The sequence below is a fragment of the Ornithinimicrobium sp. genome (assembly GCF_030537745.1).
Taxonomy (GTDB): Bacteria; Actinomycetota; Actinomycetes; order Actinomycetales; family Dermatophilaceae; genus Ornithinicoccus.
In genome coordinates, this window is sequence record NZ_JAUNVI010000059.1 from 258 (window position 1) to 15,981 (window position 15,724).

Genomic DNA, 15,724 nt, shown 5'->3' on the forward strand with positions numbered 1-15,724 from the left:
CAAGCCGACCATGCAGGAGAAGGCGACCTGCGCGCCCTGGCTGCACCGCGAGCTGGAGCTGGCCGCGCCGACCCTGCGCTCCATCTTGGCGCTTGGCCTGATCGGCTGGGATGCGACCCTGCGCACCGTCCGGGAGATGGGATGGCAGGTGCCGCGCCCCAAGCCGCGCTTCGGGCACGGTGCGCAGGCGCAACTGGTGACCACGGACTCGCGAGTGGTGCGGCTGGTGGGCAGCTATCACGTCAGCCAGCAGAACACCTTCACCGGCAAGCTGACCGAGACGATGCTGGACGAGGTCATCGCGACCCTGTGATCCGCATGTGCCCCCAATTTTTGTAGGGGTTTCGCAGGAGCTCCCCGCATTTTGATAGTGACTTTGCGGTGTGCGGCACCGATCCGGGCCTGGGGCTGCAGCCTGGGTAGGGTTGGCTGCGGCCCTCGTAGCCCAACCGGCAGAGGCAGCCCACTTAAAATGGGTCCAGTGCGGGTTCGAATCCCGCCAGGGGCACCAGCGTGGCAGGGTCAGGGCCGGTCTGAGTCGTCCAGGCCGGCCCACAGCAGCGCTCGGGCGACCAGGGCGTACTGACCCTTGGGGTGGGCGCGAAACAGCGGCTCGGAGCCGATGAGGACCGCTCGTGCGCCGGTGGCCGCGTCGATGCCGCTGACGATGACCGGTTGGCCGGCCGCCGACGCGGGTCCTCCCTGCCCGCGGGCGTCAGCACGCCAGTGGCCGCTCACCAGCGGATCGGCGGCAAAACGCTGGTCGACCACGACCTCCGGGCCGAGGCCGGTGAACCATAACGGAGAGTAGACGAAGGTCGTGGCCGTGGCGTCGGCCGCGATCGGGGTGTCGGCGCTGTCGACGGCCGCGACCCCGTTGGCGTCAGAGCGCCCTGAGACTGCCGTGAGCTCCAGCATCCCAAGCGCGTCGTTGAGCGCTGCGCCGACTTTGCCCCGAGCGACGATCCCGCCGCCGTCGGCGATGAAGGCACGTAGCTCTGCGCGAGCCTGCGGCTCCAGGTCACGCCACGACAGGCCCGAGGAGACGTAGAGAGCATCCAGGTCGGACAGCTCCAGCCCGTCATTGAGGGCAGCCGTGTCGACCGGCGCGATGGTCAGGCCCATCTCCTTCACAGCCCACCTCTCCTCGGCCGTCCCGGCGACCCCGACCACCTGCGTTGCCAGGCCCGTGCCGTGAGCTCCGGCGGGCGCGGCCTCCAGCTCGACACCGTGCATGGTTGCCACGTCTGCAGCTGCTTCACCGGCTCCGGAAGGCACCAGGACGCTGCCGTCAGAGAGCTGCTGGACCGCGACGCCTCGCTCCTGCAGCGCCGTGAGCGCCGCCACGTCGGCGGGATCCAACAGGTGCAGGACCCAGCCGTGCGTGGCGGCCGGGGAGACCGCGCCGGTAGAGGCCGCCCCCGTGACAGCGCGACCCACGATCTTGAGCTCTTGGTCGGGGGGCACGGTCACGACGTCGGCGCCCCAGAGCAGCCCGAGGCTCCAGGCGGAGATGTCATACATCGCATCGACCCGGTCGGAGATGTCGCTGCCGGGGCCGAGGAGGGCAGTGGCCATGCCTCGCTTGGCCTGGTGCACGTCGACGACGTAGGACCCCTGCGGATAGGTCACGCCCCCGATCCACGCGGCCTTAGACAGCGCCGTCACGGTGACCCCGTTGGCGATCAGGTGGTCAACCAGGCGCGCGGCCGCCGGAGCGGATCGCTGCGCCGGCCCGACGGGTATGACGTAGGCGCGCGGATAGTCGGTGAGGTAGACGTCCTCGGGGCCGATCAGCCCGAAGAGGCCATCCTCGACCGGCGTCGGTGCCTCGCCCGCGACCCCACGGCGGAAGATCTCGATCTGGTCGGCCAGGAGCTGGTCCCGGTGCGTCACGGCATACCCGATCGTCGCGGTCATTGCGGCGCGCGCGATGTCGGTGTTGATGGCCGACCGCCGCCGCAACTCCTTCGTGGGGAGGCGGTAGGCACTGTTGTTGACCCGCAACGGGATCTCGACGGTGTGCGAGACGGCGCCGTGCAGAGCGGCGTACTGAGGTGTAAAGATCGGCGGCCAGTCGTCCCAACCCTCGGTCCAGTCCCGCAACGGGATCTGGGTCGCCTGGACACCGTCAGCCTCGCCATAGCCCAGCGCCATGATTGCGGACTCGATCGCGAGAGCATTGGGATAGGCGTGCTTGACGAAGAGGTCGTACTCGTAGTTTTCGCCGTGCGGAGGTGTCGATGGCTCCACCAGGGTGCCGTTGACGTAGCCGTGCAGGTCGACCATGAGCTGCGGCTGGGCTCGGACGAGGGCGTCGCGGACGCCGATCACCTCGGGCTGCGTGGCGGTGATGAAGTCGCGGTTGAGGTCGAAACCGGAGGCGTTGCGGCGGGTGTTGTCGTGGCGACCGTCCGGGTTCATCGTCACCACGAAGTACAGCCGGGTGGTCTCCAGGGTCGTCACGACCTCCGGATCGGTGGACGTCGCATAGTCCTCGATCAGGGTCAGCGCTGCGTCAGTGCCTTCCCACTCGTTGCCGTGGATGTTGTCGTTGAAGAAGACCGACGTCTTGTACTTCGCCGCCAGTCCCCGGTCACCAGCGGCCTGGGCGGGCTGGCGGCTGATCTGGTCGCGCAGGCGCGACTGCTGGCTGGCCTGGACCGCGCTCTCGGGGGCGGTCAGGGTGACGAGCACCACCTCGCGCCCAGTGACGGTGGTGGCGATGACCTCGGCCGAGACCCGATCGGAAGTGGCTTGCGCAGCGTTGAGCCGGCGCGGTATGTCGTGGTAGGGAGTGAGCCCCAGCCTGAGGGAGGCGTCATCGGTCTGGACGACAGGCTCCGACAGCAGGGTCTGACGCGGATAGGCCGCCTCCGGCGCGGGGGCAGCACGACTGGCGGAGACGGTCGGCGAGGTGGTCACGGCGCCAGCGACGACGAGGGGACCCAGCGCCACCGCGGCGGCCACACCGGCTGCGAGCACGACCAGGAGCGCGCTACGACGAGCGCGCTGATCCTGCGTCGGTGCGCTCTCCACGACCCGTCCTCCTTGTGCTGGACAACCCTCGGAGCCTAACGGGCACTCCCGCCACACGGAATCCACCTTCAACGTGCCGTGGACGTCAACCTCGGGTAGACACGAGTCATGCCATCTACTCAAGGCACCCATTCCGTCCTCGGTGACTGGTCAGGGCAGCTGATCGCCACTGCCATCCACACCGGCCACGACCTGCGGTCCGACATCGCTGCCGCCATGGTTCTGGATGAAGACACGCGGCGCCGCGAGGAGGACCCCTTCACTGATGTCATCGGAGCGGCGCTGCCGGCCCAGGTGGTTGCGCACCGCTCCCGCTTCGAGGTCGACCTCAACCGGCCGCGCGACACCGCCGTCTACCGCTCGCCCGAGGACTGCTGGGGGCTGCAGGTCTGGCGGGAGGACCCCCTGCAGGACGCACTCGTCGAGGGAAGCCTTCGGGAGTATGACGAGTTCTACAGCGACCTCGGGCACCAGTTGGACGAGGTCGCGGCCCGGGGTCCGTTCGTGGTCTTCGACGTTCACTCCTACAACCACCGGCGCGACGGCGCGGCCGGTGGGCCGGCGCCCCTGGAGGACAACCCGGAGGTCAACCTGGGCACCGGCACCGTCGACGAGCGTTTTGCGCCGGTCGTCGCAGCGTTCCGACGATCGCTATCCGACCAGCAAGTGGGTGGGCACCACCTGGACGTGCGGGAGAATGTCAAGTTCGAGGGCCGCGCTCTGGCCTGGTGGGTGCACGAGCGTTATGCAGGGGTGGGCGTGTGCCTCGCGCTGGAGTTCAAGAAGACCTTCATGGACGAGTGGACCGGACAGCCCGACGAAGCCCACCTCGTCGAGCTCCAGCAGGCGCTGGCGGCCACCAGCGCGCCGGTCCTGGAGGCCCTGAAAGCTGTCGGAATGCCATCAGGGGAGGTGCTGTGAGCGCCAGTTTTGGCCCTCAGACACACGCTCACCCAGCGGCCTCCGACCCGGCGCCAGTCGCCGGGGTCTCAGCCTCTGACACCGGACCGACGGCATACCTCCCGCCCGGTGACCTCGCCGTCGACCACACCATCGCGATGTTGGCCTCCAGCGTCCGCTTCCTGCTGGACGTGACGCCGGTCGACGCCGACGAGCAGCGCGCCGACTTCCTCGCCGGCACGATCGAGGAGCCGTCCTTCAGCTATCGAGAGCTGGATGCCGACCCCGACGTCCTCGACGCTCAGCTTGACCAGGTGGCCCTCTCGGAGGTGTCCGACGCGACCCTGGGCGATCTGCTGCGCGGCAAGCACCGCGAGCTCAAGCTCCAGGTGGAGATGCTGCGGGCGCGTGACACCGACGACTTCCGGGCGCTCTCGGTGGAGCTCTATGGCGCGGTCGGACCGACGCTGCGTCGACAGGCCGAAGATCTCGTCGGCACGCTCGAGGTGTCGCGGCAGCCCGGCGACATGCTCTCGGCGGAGGACTTCTTGGCGCTCGCAGAGGCCGAGATCGCCGCCTACCGTGAAGAGGACCCCGACGTCAGCATCCACGCGGAGGTCCGGCCCGACGTGAGCGGTGTGCTCGTCGAGAACGACACGCTCCTGATCAGCGCCGACGCGTCCGTGGCGGCCGTGCGCGGCAACGCGCTCCTGCAGCACGAGGTGGGCACGCACCTGGTCACCCAGGTCAACGGATCGGCCCAGCCGGTCAAGACGCTCGGACAGGGCCTGGCTGGGTATGACGAGACCCAGGAAGGTCTGGCGGTCCTGGCCGAGGTAGGGGCGGGTGGGCTCACCCCCTTTCGGCTCCGTCAGTTGGCGGTGAGAGTGCTGACCGTGCATCGCATGCTCTCGGGCGCGACCTTCCGCGAGGCGCACACGGCGCTGTTGGACGAGGGCGTGCCAGCGGGTTCGGCCTACACCACCGTCATGCGCGTCTACCGCGCCGGAGGCCTGACCAAGGACGCCATCTATCTGCGCGGACTCCTCGACCTGCGCGACCATCTCGCCGCGGATGGGCGGCTGGACCTGTTCTTCCTCGGCAAGTTTGCGCTGCGCGACCTGCCCCTCATCCAAGATCTGCACGACCGTGGAATCCTCCGGCCTCCACGCATCACCCCGCGCTGGCTGCGGGACCCACGCGCCGTGACACGGCTCCGCGAGGTCGCCGCCAGCGACGACCTCACCATCCTCACGAGAGGCCTGACATGAAGATTGCGTTTGTCGTCAACGACGTTGCCACTGAGCAAGCCGTCTACACCACTACCCGGTTGGCCATGACCGCCACCAACCTCGGGCACGAGGCGTGGGTGATGGGCATGGGCGATTTCGGCTACGAGCCGGACGGGTCGCTGCGGGCGCGGGCACGCGGTGGGGCGGACAAGAGCTACCGCTCGCTCGAGCGCTATCTCGAGGACGTCCAGAAGCCGGAGTCCGACGAGAGCATCCCGCTGACCGAGTTCGACGTGGTGATGCTGCGCAGCGATCCCGCCGATGATGGCGAGAACGCCGCCTGGGCCAACAACGCCGGGGTCGGTTTCGGTGAGCTAATGGCGTCTGTAGGAGTGCTCGTCGTGAACGACCCCAGCAGTTTGGCCAAGGCGCTGTCGAAGGCCTACTTCCAGCACTTCCCCGAGACGGTGCGCCCGCGGACCCTGATCTCCCGGGACGAGGGTCGGATCTCGGAGTTCGTCAGCGAGCTTGGTGGCAAGGCGGTGCTCAAGCCGTTGCAGGGCTCGGGCGGTTCCGGCGTCTTCCTCGTCAACTCCAAGGAGTCCCCGAACCTCAACCAGATCGTCGAGGCCATCGCCCGGGACGGATATGTCGTGGTCCAGGAGTACCTCCCCCAGGCCAAGGAGGGGGACGTGCGGATGTTCTTGATGAACGGGAAGCCGCTGATGGTCGACGGCAAATATGCCGCCTTCCGCCGCCGGAGCAGCGGTGCCGACGTCCGCTCCAACATGTCTGCGGGGGGCAAGGCGGAGCAGGTAGTGGTGACCGCCGGGATGCTCGCTCTGGCCGAGGCGGTCCGACCCAAGCTGGTCGCCGACGGGATGTTTCTGGTCGGGATCGACATCGTCGGCGACAAATTGATGGAGATCAACGTCTTTAGCCCTGGCGGCCTCGGCAGTTGCCAGGCGCTGTATGACGTGGATTTCGCCCCCGCCGTGATCGAAGACCTCGAGCGCAAGGTCGCGATGCGCGCGCACTACGGACGGGAGTTGGCCAACGCCGCCCTCGCCACGCTGTGAGCGAGTGAGGCAGGCGCGCTGCGGGTCGGAATGCGCGGCCTGGCTCGTTCGTTCTAAAGTATGAACCTGACACGGTGGGGGACTTTTCCGCCGTGCCGCACGACCTCGGAGGTTTCATGGCCGTTAACCCGATCTTCAACCGCATTAACAAGGAAGCCGCGCAGGGCGCATACGCCGGCTTCGGCAACCAGCCCAGCGCGTATGGCGCTGCGCAGGGAGCGCCGACCATCCCCGCCGGTTACCAGCCTGGACCGAGCGAGACGCTGACGGCGGGCCAGTTGCAGGACATGTATGCCCAGGCGCCCGCTGGCCCGGCCCAGACGGGTCGCCTCACCCTGGACGACGTCGTCGTCAAGACGCTGATCCTTTTCGGCGTGGTGCTGGTGTCCACGGTGGCCACCTGGATGTATGTCGGGGCTCAGCCCTCCATCGCGATGCCGGTCTGGCTGCTCGGCATGTTCGGCTCCCTCGGGTTGTCCTTCGTCATCGGCTTGAGCAAGAAGGTCAACGTCCCGCTGATCATGGTGCATGCCGTGCTCCAGGGGCTCTTCCTGGGCGCGGTGAGCATCACGTTCAACACGATGTGGCCGGGCGTGGTGACCACCGCAGTCGTCGCCACCATGGCGACCATGGTCGGCATGTTCATTGGCTGGAAGATGGGCTTCATCAAGGTCACCGCCAAGTCACGCCGAATCTTCGGCATGGTCGCGATGGGTTACCTGGTCTTCCTGCTCGTCAACATCGCCGCGAGCTTCATGGGCGTGGGCGGCGGCTGGGGGATCTATGGCTCTCCCTTTGGTTGGCTGATCGCGCTCGCCGGCGTCGCGTTGGCGTCCTACTCGCTGGCCGTCGACTTCGACTCTGTCGATCGCGCGGTGCGGATGGGTGCGCCGGAGAAGTACTCCTGGCTGCTCGGCCACGGGCTGGTCGCCAGCCTGGTGTGGCTCTACATCGAGTTCTTGCGCCTCTTCTCCATCCTGCAGAGCGACTAGTGACCGATCCCGACGAGCGCGTCGGGATCGAGCTGGAGCGCGTGGTCCGCCGGTGGCAGCAGTTACCGCTGGACCGCGCGCTCTCTGCGCTCCCTCACGTGTCCGCCCTCGTGCAGACCTTGGCTGATGAGGTGGCAGCGGCCAGCGAGCAGGTGTGGAGCAGACCGGTCGGCTCGGGCCGGGCCCAGGTCCCCGACCTCGGACCGGGGGCCGTGATGGATCAGCTGCGGGTCATGGTCTACGACTGGCAGCAGGCCGACCTGCCCGCTGGCGATCTCGCCGACCGGCTCACCACCCTGCGTCGCTCCCTGCCCTGACCCATCGCGGCCTGCGGTGGCACTGCGCTCCCAACGCCGTCGACGTCCCGCAGGACCCCTGACGGGCGGTAGCCTTGACCCGGTTCGTTCCCTACCTGTGAGGTGCCTTGATGGCTGGTGGTCTCGCCGCCCTGCTCGACGACATCGCTGCGATCGCGCGGGTCGCCGCGGCGTCGGTAGACGATGTGAGCGCGGCCGCCGGCCGGGCCAGCGCGAAGGCCGTCGGCGTCGTCATCGACGACGCCGCGGTGACGCCACGCTATGTCACCGGCTTCGACCCCAGCCGTGAGCTTCCGATCATCAGGAAGATCGCGCTTGGCTCCTTCCGCAACAAACTTGTCTTCATCCTGCCGGCAGCGCTCATCCTGAGCCAGTTCGTGCCATGGATCATCACTCCGATCCTGATGCTGGGCGGGACCTACCTGTCGTTCGAAGGCGCGCACAAGGTGCTCGAATGGGTCGGTCTCGGTCACCACGACCCCGAGGCTGCTCCGGTCGTCGAGCAGGGCAAGCAGCAAGAGGAAAAGATGGTCGGCAGCGCCATCCGCACCGACTTCATCCTGTCCACCGAGATCATGATCATCGCGCTCAACGAGGTGGCCGCAGAGGGGTTCCTCTCACGGGCGCTCATCCTGGCCGTCGTCGCGATCGGCATCACCGTGCTGGTCTACGGCGTCGTCGCGCTCATCGTCAAGATGGACGACATCGGCATGGGTCTGGCCAAGCGCGAGTCCGAAGGGGTCCAGAAGATCGGCCGCGGCTTGGTCAAGGCGATGCCCATCGTGCTGCGAGTGCTCTCCACCGTGGGCGTCATCGCCATGCTCTGGGTCGGCGGCCATATCCTGCTGGTCGGGATGGACGACCTGGGCTTCCACCCGATCTATGCGTTCGTCCACCACGCGGAAGAAGTCGTTGCGGGCTGGGTGCCCGTGCTCGGCGGCACCGTCAAGTGGCTCACCAACACCTTCTTCTCCGCGATCCTGGGGCTCGTGATCGGCCTCGTCGTCGTAGGCGTGGTGAGTCTGGTCCCGCATCGGGAGCAGAAGGCGCCGGCCGCCGGCGAGCAAGACCAGGCGGCGGCTGCCTCGCACTAGCTCAGGCGCTCGAAGATGATCGCCATGCCTTGACCGCCACCGACGCACATCGTCTCTAGCCCGAACTGACCGTCGTGGGTCCGCAGAGCGTTGAGCAGCGTGGTGGTGATGCGCGCGCCAGTCGCGCCGAAGGGGTGGCCGAGCGCGATCGCGCCGCCGTGCACGTTGAGCTTGTCGTAGTCCATGCCCAGCGCGTCCGCCGAGCCCAGCACCTGCACCGCGAAGGCCTCGTTGATCTCATAGAGGTCGAGGTCGTTGATCGACATCCCGGCTCGTGCCAACGCCTGCTTGGACGCCTCGATCGGACCTAGGCCCATGATCTCCGGCGACAGCGCGCTGACGCCAGTCGCGACCACTCGCGCCAGCGGGGTGAGCCCCAGTTCACGTGCGCGCGTGTCGCTCATCACGACCAGGGCGGCTGCGCCGTCGTTGAGGGGGCAGCAGTTGCCGGCGGTGACGGTGCCCTGCTCTCGGAAGACCGGCTGCAAGGTCGACACCTTCTCGATCGTCACCCCGGCCCGCGGCCCGTCGTCCTTGCTGACGACGGTGCCGTCCGCGAGCGTCACCGGCGCGATCTCACGCTCAAAGACTCCGGCCGCGATCGCGGCCTCGGCGCGGTTCTGGCTGGTCACGCCCCACTCGTCCTGGCGCTCGCGAGAGATCCCGAGCGAGGTAGCGACGTTCTCGGCCGTCTGCCCCATCGCGAGGTAGACGTCGGGAAGCGCGCCGGTCTCCCGCGGATCGGTCCAGGTCGCGTTGGTGCGAGCAGTCTGCGCGCCGCGCTCGACCGCCTCGGCAAACAACGGGTTGCGCCATGACTCTTTGCCGCCGCCGGCCCCGGCGAAGTCGGCATAGCGAGACACGGCCTCGACGCCCGCACTGAGGAAGACGTCGCCCTCGCCGGCCTTGATGGCGTGGAAGGCCTGCCGGGTCGTCTGCACCGACGACGCGCAGAAGCGGTTGATCGTCGCCCCCGGCAGGTTGTCGAGCCCCAGCAGCACGCTCACCACCCGTGCCAGGTTGAATCCGTGCTCGCCCCAAGGCTCGGCACAGCCCAGATAGAGGTCTTCGATAGTGGTCGGGTCCAGCCCAGGCACTTGATCGAGGGCGGCGCGGATCACGCCGGTGGCGAGGTCGTCCGGGCGGGCGCTGACCAGCGAGCCCTTGAAGGCGCGACCGATGGGGGTGCGGGCGGCTGCGACGATGACGGCCTCGGCCATGACGATCTCCTCGGGCTTGACTGCGATGTCGATGGGTCTGTGAGGTGAAGTCTAGGTGGCGGAACCGGCGGCCAATCGGGTGAGGCCCTCATCGATGCTCACCCTCGGGGTCCATTGCAGCACCTCGCGGGTATGCCGTTGATCGAACCAGTGGGCGGTGCTCAGCTGCTCAGCGAGGTAGCGCGTCATCGGCGGTGCGGTGATCGGGGGCAGCCCCGGCACCCGGTCCGCCAGGACGGCCGCGCCCTCGACCGCGGCACCCAGCCCCCAGGCCAGAGGTGCGGGGATGTGCAGGCGCGGCGGGGGTGCGCCGACGGCGCGGCAGATGTCGGAGATGAGCTCGCCGATCGGGCGAGGCTCACCGTTGGTGACCACGAGCGCTTGACCGTGAGCGTCTTCGACCCGGTCTAGCGCGGCCACGATCGCCTCGGCCGCGTTATCGACATACGTCGTGTCCACCAGCGCGGTGCCACGCCCGACAAAGGCGAGTCGCCCCTGCCTGGCGCGTTCGGCGATCCGGCCTACGAGCTGGGTATCGCCTGGACCCCAGACCAGGTGCGGCCGGATAGCGGTCACCTTCAGCTCGGAAGAGTCGGCCTGGAGGGCAAGCAGCTCGGCGGCGGCCTTCGTCCGGGCATAGGCCCCATGCGCCCTCATCGGGGTGGCGGGGGCTGCCCCCGCGCCGACGAGAGAGCGACCCGTGTGCGCCACCGACGGCGAGGAGACCTGGACCAGTCGACCCCCACCCTGTGCCCGCATCGCGGCCACCAGATAGGTGGTGCCGCGGACGTTGGTGTTGACGAAGTCCATCCAGTGGCCGACGACATCGACCTTCGCGGCGAGATGGATGACCGCGTCCTGGCCGTCGACCGCGCGGGCGAGGTCCTCTCGCGAGCGGACGTCACCCAGGCTTTCCCGGTGCCGCTTCCCCGCGCTCCGTCGCTGCATGACGGTGACGTCCTCGCCCCTTGCGGCGAGGAGTTCAGCCACGGCGCCCCCGAGCATGCCGCTCGCGCCCGTGACCAGCACGCGCTGCCCCATCAGCGGCTCTTCGTGTGTGGCGCGCCCGGACGGAGCGCGGCGCGCACCGCAGCCGCGACGCCTCGACCGTGCAGCACGGCGTCCGCCCAGCCGCTCAGCGAGCCACGGTCGACCTTGCTGGCGTGCCGGATGTCGACCGGCAACCAGTCTCGGACCAGCACGGCCGCGACCGGCACGGGGCTGGCTCCGGAGGCGGCCTGGCGCACGGCGCGCGCGATCCGCGGTGGTGCCAGCACCCCTGCACCGCGAGGGGTGCCGGTCGACATCCGGCACGCCAGCGGACCGAGGCGACCCTCTGGCACGACCACGGCGATGAGCTGTTGTGTCCCGGCCGGGCCGACGCCCACGATGGCGGCGTCACTGACGCCGGGGACGGTGCGGATGAGGTCCTCGACCGGATAGGGGGTCACCGGGCCTTCAGGAGTGGTGACGACATGGGCCAGGCGACCCTCCACCCACAGCCTCCCCTCCCCGTCGAAGTGGCCGACATCACCGGTCCGGTGCCATCCGGCCGGGCGGTCGCTGGCGCGCTGCTGTGCCCACTGCCGGTCGTAGCGGTCCTTGACGTGGGCTCCGCGGACGACGATCTCGCCGACCATCCCGGGGGTGGTGATGAGATCCTCGGCAGGTATGCCGCGCCCGTCCAGGAGCGCGATGCCGACCTCGGCTCCTGGCACCGGATGCCCGACGCAGACCCCCGACTGGCCGGAGGCCTGCGTGGGGGAGAGCGCGGTGGGGTCCAGCGTGGCGATCGGGAGCGCTTCCGTCATGCCGTAGGGGGTGTGCGTGGTTGCCGAGGGCAGGAGTGCTTGCACGCTGCGGAGCAGATGCACGGAGACGGGCGCGCCAGCGGAGAGCACCAGCCGCGGACCTTCGAGGACGCCACGCTCGTGCGCGTCCAGGTCGCCGGCGGTGTCGACCACGTTGCGCAAGGCGGCCGGGGCGGCGAAGACGGCAGTGGCGTCGATCGCCTCGACCGCCTGGGCCAGGCGCCGCGCAGTCAGCGTGTGCGGCGCGGTGACGTCCATGTCGGGCACGACGCTGGTCAGTCCCAGTGCCGGACCATAGAGCGCGAACGGCGCGAAGGCCGCCACGAACCGCTCACCGGGACCCAGCGAGAAGGTGTCGCGCAGCAGTGCGACCTGCGCGCTGAGCTGGTCCCGGGTGTAGACCACGCCCTTGGGTGGGCCCGTGGCGCCGGAAGTGAAAAGCACCGCGCCGTCGATGCTCCCTGGCAGGTCAGATTCCTCCGGCAGCAGGGCCGCGGAGCCCCCCAGTCCCCGTCCGACCAGAGCCAGCGCATCAAGCTCCGTCCCGGACTCGGTGACGAGGACGCGCTCGGCGTGCACGCGGGTCACGGCAGCCAGGGTGAGAGCCTTGCTGATCCCCAGGACGAGCTTGGGCCCTGCCGACCGCAACGCCGCACCGAGTCGGCCCAGACCCAGGCCGGCGTCGGCGACGACCACGACGGCACCCAGCCGCCACACGGCATACACGAGGGTGGTCAGCTCGATTCCCGGAGGCACCAGCACCGCCACCCGGTCCCCGGGCCGCACACCTCGCGCGGCCAGCCCGCGAGCGACGTCGTGGACCCGGGCGGACAGTTGCGCGAAAGTCACCGACCGGCCGTCGCCGACCAGTTCGACCACTGCCGTGTGGCTAGGTGAGGACAGGCTCACGGCGATCGGGACCCGCGCCACTTCGGGCGCAGGGGCGGGATCGGACCCGGCGGCGTCGGCGTGAGGGTCCTCACCAAGCTGCGATCGCAACCATTGCCAGATGACGCCGATCCCCTCGGGCCGGTCCTCCAGGACCAGGTGCGACGCCGACGGATAGCGCTGGACGTCGGCGTGCGGCAGCCGATCCAGCAGATCCTGCAGATAGCGCTCACCGAAGACCGGGTCGCGAGCACCCCAGACCAGGAGAGCGGGGACCTGCGACAGCGAGCCCAGGCCGTCGGCGACGGCGTCCAGCGCCGCCCGGCTGGGGTGATCGGTCTCGAACGGGATGTCGCGTACGAAATCGGCGACGGCTGCGCGTCGGTCCGGAGCCAGATAGGGCTGCGCGAAGGCCTGGTGGACCGGGCGCGGCAGCGGTGGCACGGACAGTGCGGTGGTTGCCCGGACGAAGGTGGGGGTCTGCTGGCAGACCCAGTCCACGAGCCCGGGCAGACGCGCGAGCCGGATCACGGCCGGGCCCGCGCTGTCCTCGGGCTGGTGCACGGCCGTGTTCGTCAGGACGACACCGCGCAGGTCATCGAGGTGCCGCAGCGCCCACCCCAGGCTGATCGGCCCGCCCCAGTCGTGAGCCAGGGAGAAGATGGGGCCGGACACCTCCAGCGCCGACGTGAGCCGGACCAGCTCCTCGATGCGCGCAGCCAGCCCGCGTGGCTGCACCGGACGCTCGGAGAAGCCCATTCCCAGTTGGTCGACCGCGATCACCCGCCAGCCGGGCGGGGCCGCCTCGAGCACCCGCCTCCACAGGTAGGACCAGGTGGGGTTGCCGTGCACGCACAGCAGGGTGGCGCGCACCTGCTCGCCGCGAGCGGCCAGCAGCGGGCCGGTGTCGAGGACGTGCCAGCTTCGTGGTGTGCCCTCAGCGTCGGAGGCGACCACCACCCGGGACCAGGACCGGTCGATACCAGGTATGTCGACGACCGGGAGCCCGGGTGAGTCGGGGACGTGGCCGGATCGTCGGGTCATCGCGGCCGCACGATGGCGCGCGTGCAGGGGCAGGGGTAGGTCCTCGGACCTCGAGCGCACCGCTAACTCACCAAGCAAGCTCGAGGCAGGTCATGTTGAGGCCGGAGCCGATGCCCATCATCAGCACCCGGTCGCCGCGCTGGAGCGCAGCGGCCTCCTTGGCCAGCGTGATCGCGACCGCCGCGGGCCCAACGTTGCCCAGCGTGGGGAAGGTCAACGGGATGCGGTCCTTGTCGATGCCCAGGGCCTCAGCCGTCTTCGAGGTGTGCACCCTGGAGACCTGGTGGACGATGTAGCGGTCCATGTCCGACCAGTCGAACTCGCCCGCCGCGTCCTTCCATAGGTCCTCGGCAAGCGACATCCCCGCCACCAGGAGCCCCTGGGCGTCGGTGCTCATCTTGTCGAAGTCGCCGACACAGAGCTCGTGGTGGTGCGAGGCTGCGCGAGAGACGCCACCGACGAGCCGGTGCCCCTCAGGGTGCGCGCTGGCTCGACCGAGCACCATTGCCGCGGCGCCTGAGCCGAGGGTGAGGGTGGCGAACTGGGTGAGGATGTCCTCAGCGGTCGCGTCTGCCGACGACAGGTGCGCCAGCGTGTTCTCCTGCGGCACCCGCGAGCCCTCGCCGTCGACGATCAGTGCGTAGTCGATCTGTCCGGCGTCGATCAACGTGGCTGCGAGTTGCATTCCGTTGACGAAACCGAGGCAAGCGTTGGTGAGGTCGAAGTTGAGGCAGCTCGTCGCCAGGCCCAGCTCATGGTGGACCCGGACGGCGATGGACGGCTCGAGATAACTGCGGCTGACCGAGGTGTTCACCACCAGGCCGATGCGTTCGTGGTCAATGCCTGCTTCCGCGATCGCGGCCCGGCCCGCGTCGATCGCGCCGTCGACGAAGTCGTAACCCTCGTCCCACCATCGGCGCTCGCTGATCCCGGCCAGCGCCGCGAGCATCCCGGGGCGTAGGCCATTGCGGCCGTAGGAGTCACCGATGATCTCGTCGAACTCCGCGGAGGTCTTCACGACCGGCGCGTCGACCGCGGTGATGGAGAGCACCGCGGTGTCCTGCGGGCGAAAAATCGCATTGCCGTTCAACGTAAAGGTTCCTCGCTGGGTGGGGGGTAGCAACCCATTCGACCACAGGAGAAGCGATGCCAGCGCACTGGACCGCCCGGTCGCGCCTGGGTGTGACACGATGAACACCCTTATGTCGTGCAGTCATCTCGCTGGCGGCTACCTCGGTGGGAATGGGAAGGAACACGAAATGAGCACTGCGCGGATGCGATGGGGAGGCTTGCTGACGGCGGGCGTCCTGACCCTAACCCTGAGCGCCTGCGGTGGCGACGACAATGGCACGGCCGGCTCGCCGACACCGGCCACGGCCGCGTCCACTCCCTCCGACACGAGCGCCGAGGCTGACGTGGCGCAGGCCACGACCGAGGAAAGCACGGCCTCCGAGCAAGCCACGTCTGACACGGTAGCCGGGCAGGAGATCTCGGTCGCTGACTTCGTCGCCATGCTCCAGAAGCCGAGCAAGGAGACGCTGTCGACCTACACCATGTCGATGACCCTGAAGAGCAGCGGGGGAGACATGACGATGGAGGGCGCGGTCGACCTTTCGGGCGATCAGCCGCTGGCCGACATGGACATGAGCGTCCCGGGGGCGGGCGCGATGAAGATGGTGATGGCTGACGGCCGCATCTATCTGTCGATGCCCGGAATCACTGAGGACGGCAAGTTCATGGAGGTGCCCTCCGACACCCTGGGCGCGGCCTCCGACGCGCTCAAGGACATCGATGTCACCGATCAGTTCGACACCTGGTCGGAGACGGCCAAGAAGATCGTCCTGGTCGGCGAGGAGGACGTCGACGGTGAGACGATGCGCCACTACGAGGTCACCATGGACGGCGCCGTGATGGCGGAGTCGATGGCTACTGCGGGCGAAAGCGCCGGCGCGACGGCCGACGTCCCGGAGGACATCGTCTATAACCTCTGGGTCGACGGCGACAACCTGATGCGCAAGATCGCCTTCGAGAGCGAGGGCATGGTGACCGAGTTGCGCACCGACAACTGGGGCGAGCCGCAGGACATCAAGGCACCGAGCGCGGACGAG

The 15,724-nt window shown here is 68.9% G+C and carries 11 protein-coding genes, 1 tRNA gene and 2 pseudogenes; 9 read left to right on the plus strand and 5 right to left on the minus strand.

The annotated features are described in order from the left end of the window. A pseudogene (locus tag Q4P07_RS11520) lies at positions 1-313 on the plus strand (uracil-DNA glycosylase); the annotation flags it as partial. Positions 314-434: 121 nt separating this feature from the next. Then, positions 435-511: transfer RNA gene (locus tag Q4P07_RS11525), tRNA-Leu, on the plus strand. Between the two features lie 11 nt (positions 512-522). Here the strand turns inward: Q4P07_RS11525 and Q4P07_RS11530 are convergent. After that, positions 523-3,039 (minus strand): M14 family zinc carboxypeptidase, encoded by a 2,517-nt coding sequence (locus Q4P07_RS11530; RefSeq protein WP_303375064.1) that lies wholly within the window; start codon positions 3,037-3,039, stop codon positions 523-525. A gap of 108 nt (positions 3,040-3,147) precedes the next feature. On the opposite strand from Q4P07_RS11530, the gene Q4P07_RS11535 reads away from it, so the two are divergent. The 6 genes from Q4P07_RS11535 to Q4P07_RS11560 all read left to right on the plus strand — a co-directional run bounded on the left by Q4P07_RS11535 (position 3,148) and on the right by Q4P07_RS11560 (position 8,653). Further along, positions 3,148-3,960: an N-formylglutamate amidohydrolase gene (locus Q4P07_RS11535; protein ID WP_303375065.1), complete on the plus strand. Its 813-nt coding sequence runs from the start codon at positions 3,148-3,150 to the stop codon at positions 3,958-3,960. Continuing rightward, entirely contained in the window at positions 3,957-5,210 is a 1,254-nt protein-coding gene (locus Q4P07_RS11540) for a flavohemoglobin expression-modulating QEGLA motif protein (RefSeq protein WP_303375066.1), read from the plus strand. Before Q4P07_RS11535 ends, Q4P07_RS11540 begins: the two co-directional genes overlap by 4 nt. Beyond that, complete coding sequence (locus Q4P07_RS11545) at positions 5,207-6,250, plus strand: glutathione synthetase (RefSeq protein WP_303375067.1); 1,044 nt, start codon at positions 5,207-5,209, stop codon at positions 6,248-6,250. The genes Q4P07_RS11540 and Q4P07_RS11545 overlap by 4 nt, the downstream gene beginning before the upstream one ends. Before the next feature lie 74 nt (positions 6,251-6,324). Further along, a complete protein-coding gene (locus Q4P07_RS11550) occupies positions 6,325-7,242 on the plus strand; it encodes a Bax inhibitor-1/YccA family protein (protein WP_368660277.1) in 918 nt (305 codons plus the stop codon). After that, the gene (locus Q4P07_RS11555) at positions 7,242-7,559 is read left to right on the plus strand and encodes a hypothetical protein (RefSeq protein ID WP_303375068.1); all 318 of its coding nucleotides are present in this window, start codon (positions 7,242-7,244) and stop codon (positions 7,557-7,559) included. Before Q4P07_RS11550 ends, Q4P07_RS11555 begins: the two co-directional genes overlap by 1 nt. A gap of 110 nt (positions 7,560-7,669) precedes the next feature. Beyond that, entirely contained in the window at positions 7,670-8,653 is a 984-nt protein-coding gene (locus tag Q4P07_RS11560; RefSeq protein ID WP_303375069.1) for a DUF808 domain-containing protein, read from the plus strand. Here the strand turns inward: Q4P07_RS11560 and Q4P07_RS11565 are convergent. The 4 genes from Q4P07_RS11565 to Q4P07_RS11580 all read right to left on the minus strand — a co-directional run bounded on the left by Q4P07_RS11565 (position 8,650) and on the right by Q4P07_RS11580 (position 14,706). Next, positions 8,650-9,873, minus strand: a complete 1,224-nt coding sequence (locus tag Q4P07_RS11565) for an acetyl-CoA C-acetyltransferase (protein ID WP_303375070.1) — start codon at positions 9,871-9,873, stop codon at positions 8,650-8,652. The two genes, Q4P07_RS11560 and Q4P07_RS11565, sit on opposite strands and share 4 nt — an antisense overlap. Positions 9,874-9,924: 51 nt before the next feature. Beyond that, positions 9,925-10,914, minus strand: coding sequence for an NAD(P)-dependent oxidoreductase (locus Q4P07_RS11570; protein WP_303375071.1), 990 nt, complete (start codon positions 10,912-10,914; stop codon positions 9,925-9,927). Then, positions 10,914-13,616 carry an alpha/beta fold hydrolase gene (locus Q4P07_RS11575; RefSeq protein ID WP_303375072.1) on the minus strand — a complete coding sequence of 901 codons (2,703 nt, stop codon included), beginning with the start codon at positions 13,614-13,616 and terminating at the stop codon, positions 10,914-10,916. The genes Q4P07_RS11570 and Q4P07_RS11575 overlap by 1 nt, the downstream gene beginning before the upstream one ends. Before the next feature lie 67 nt (positions 13,617-13,683). Further along, positions 13,684-14,706: a 3-oxoacyl-ACP synthase III gene (locus tag Q4P07_RS11580; protein ID WP_303375073.1), complete on the minus strand. Its 1,023-nt coding sequence runs from the start codon at positions 14,704-14,706 to the stop codon at positions 13,684-13,686. A 169-nt stretch (positions 14,707-14,875) separates the two neighbouring features. On the opposite strand from Q4P07_RS11580, the pseudogene Q4P07_RS11585 reads away from it, so the two are divergent. Further along, positions 14,876-15,724 (plus strand): annotated as a pseudogene (locus Q4P07_RS11585) (hypothetical protein); the annotation flags it as partial.

Bases quoted from the DNA above. Each gene is read 5' to 3' on its own strand.
- Q4P07_RS11535 (WP_303375065.1), top strand. From the start codon at position 3,148: ATGCCATCTACTCAAGGCACCCATTCCGTCCTCGGTGACTGGTCAGGG.
- Q4P07_RS11545 (WP_303375067.1), top strand. From the start codon at position 5,207: ATGAAGATTGCGTTTGTCGTCAACGACGTTGCCACTGAGCAAGCCGTC.
- Q4P07_RS11560 (WP_303375069.1), top strand. From the start codon at position 7,670: ATGGCTGGTGGTCTCGCCGCCCTGCTCGACGACATCGCTGCGATCGCG.
- Q4P07_RS11565 (WP_303375070.1), bottom strand. From the start codon at position 9,873: ATGGCCGAGGCCGTCATCGTCGCAGCCGCCCGCACCCCCATCGGTCGC.
- Q4P07_RS11570 (WP_303375071.1), bottom strand. From the start codon at position 10,914: ATGGGGCAGCGCGTGCTGGTCACGGGCGCGAGCGGCATGCTCGGGGGC.
- Q4P07_RS11575 (WP_303375072.1), bottom strand. From the start codon at position 13,616: ATGACCCGACGATCCGGCCACGTCCCCGACTCACCCGGGCTCCCGGTC.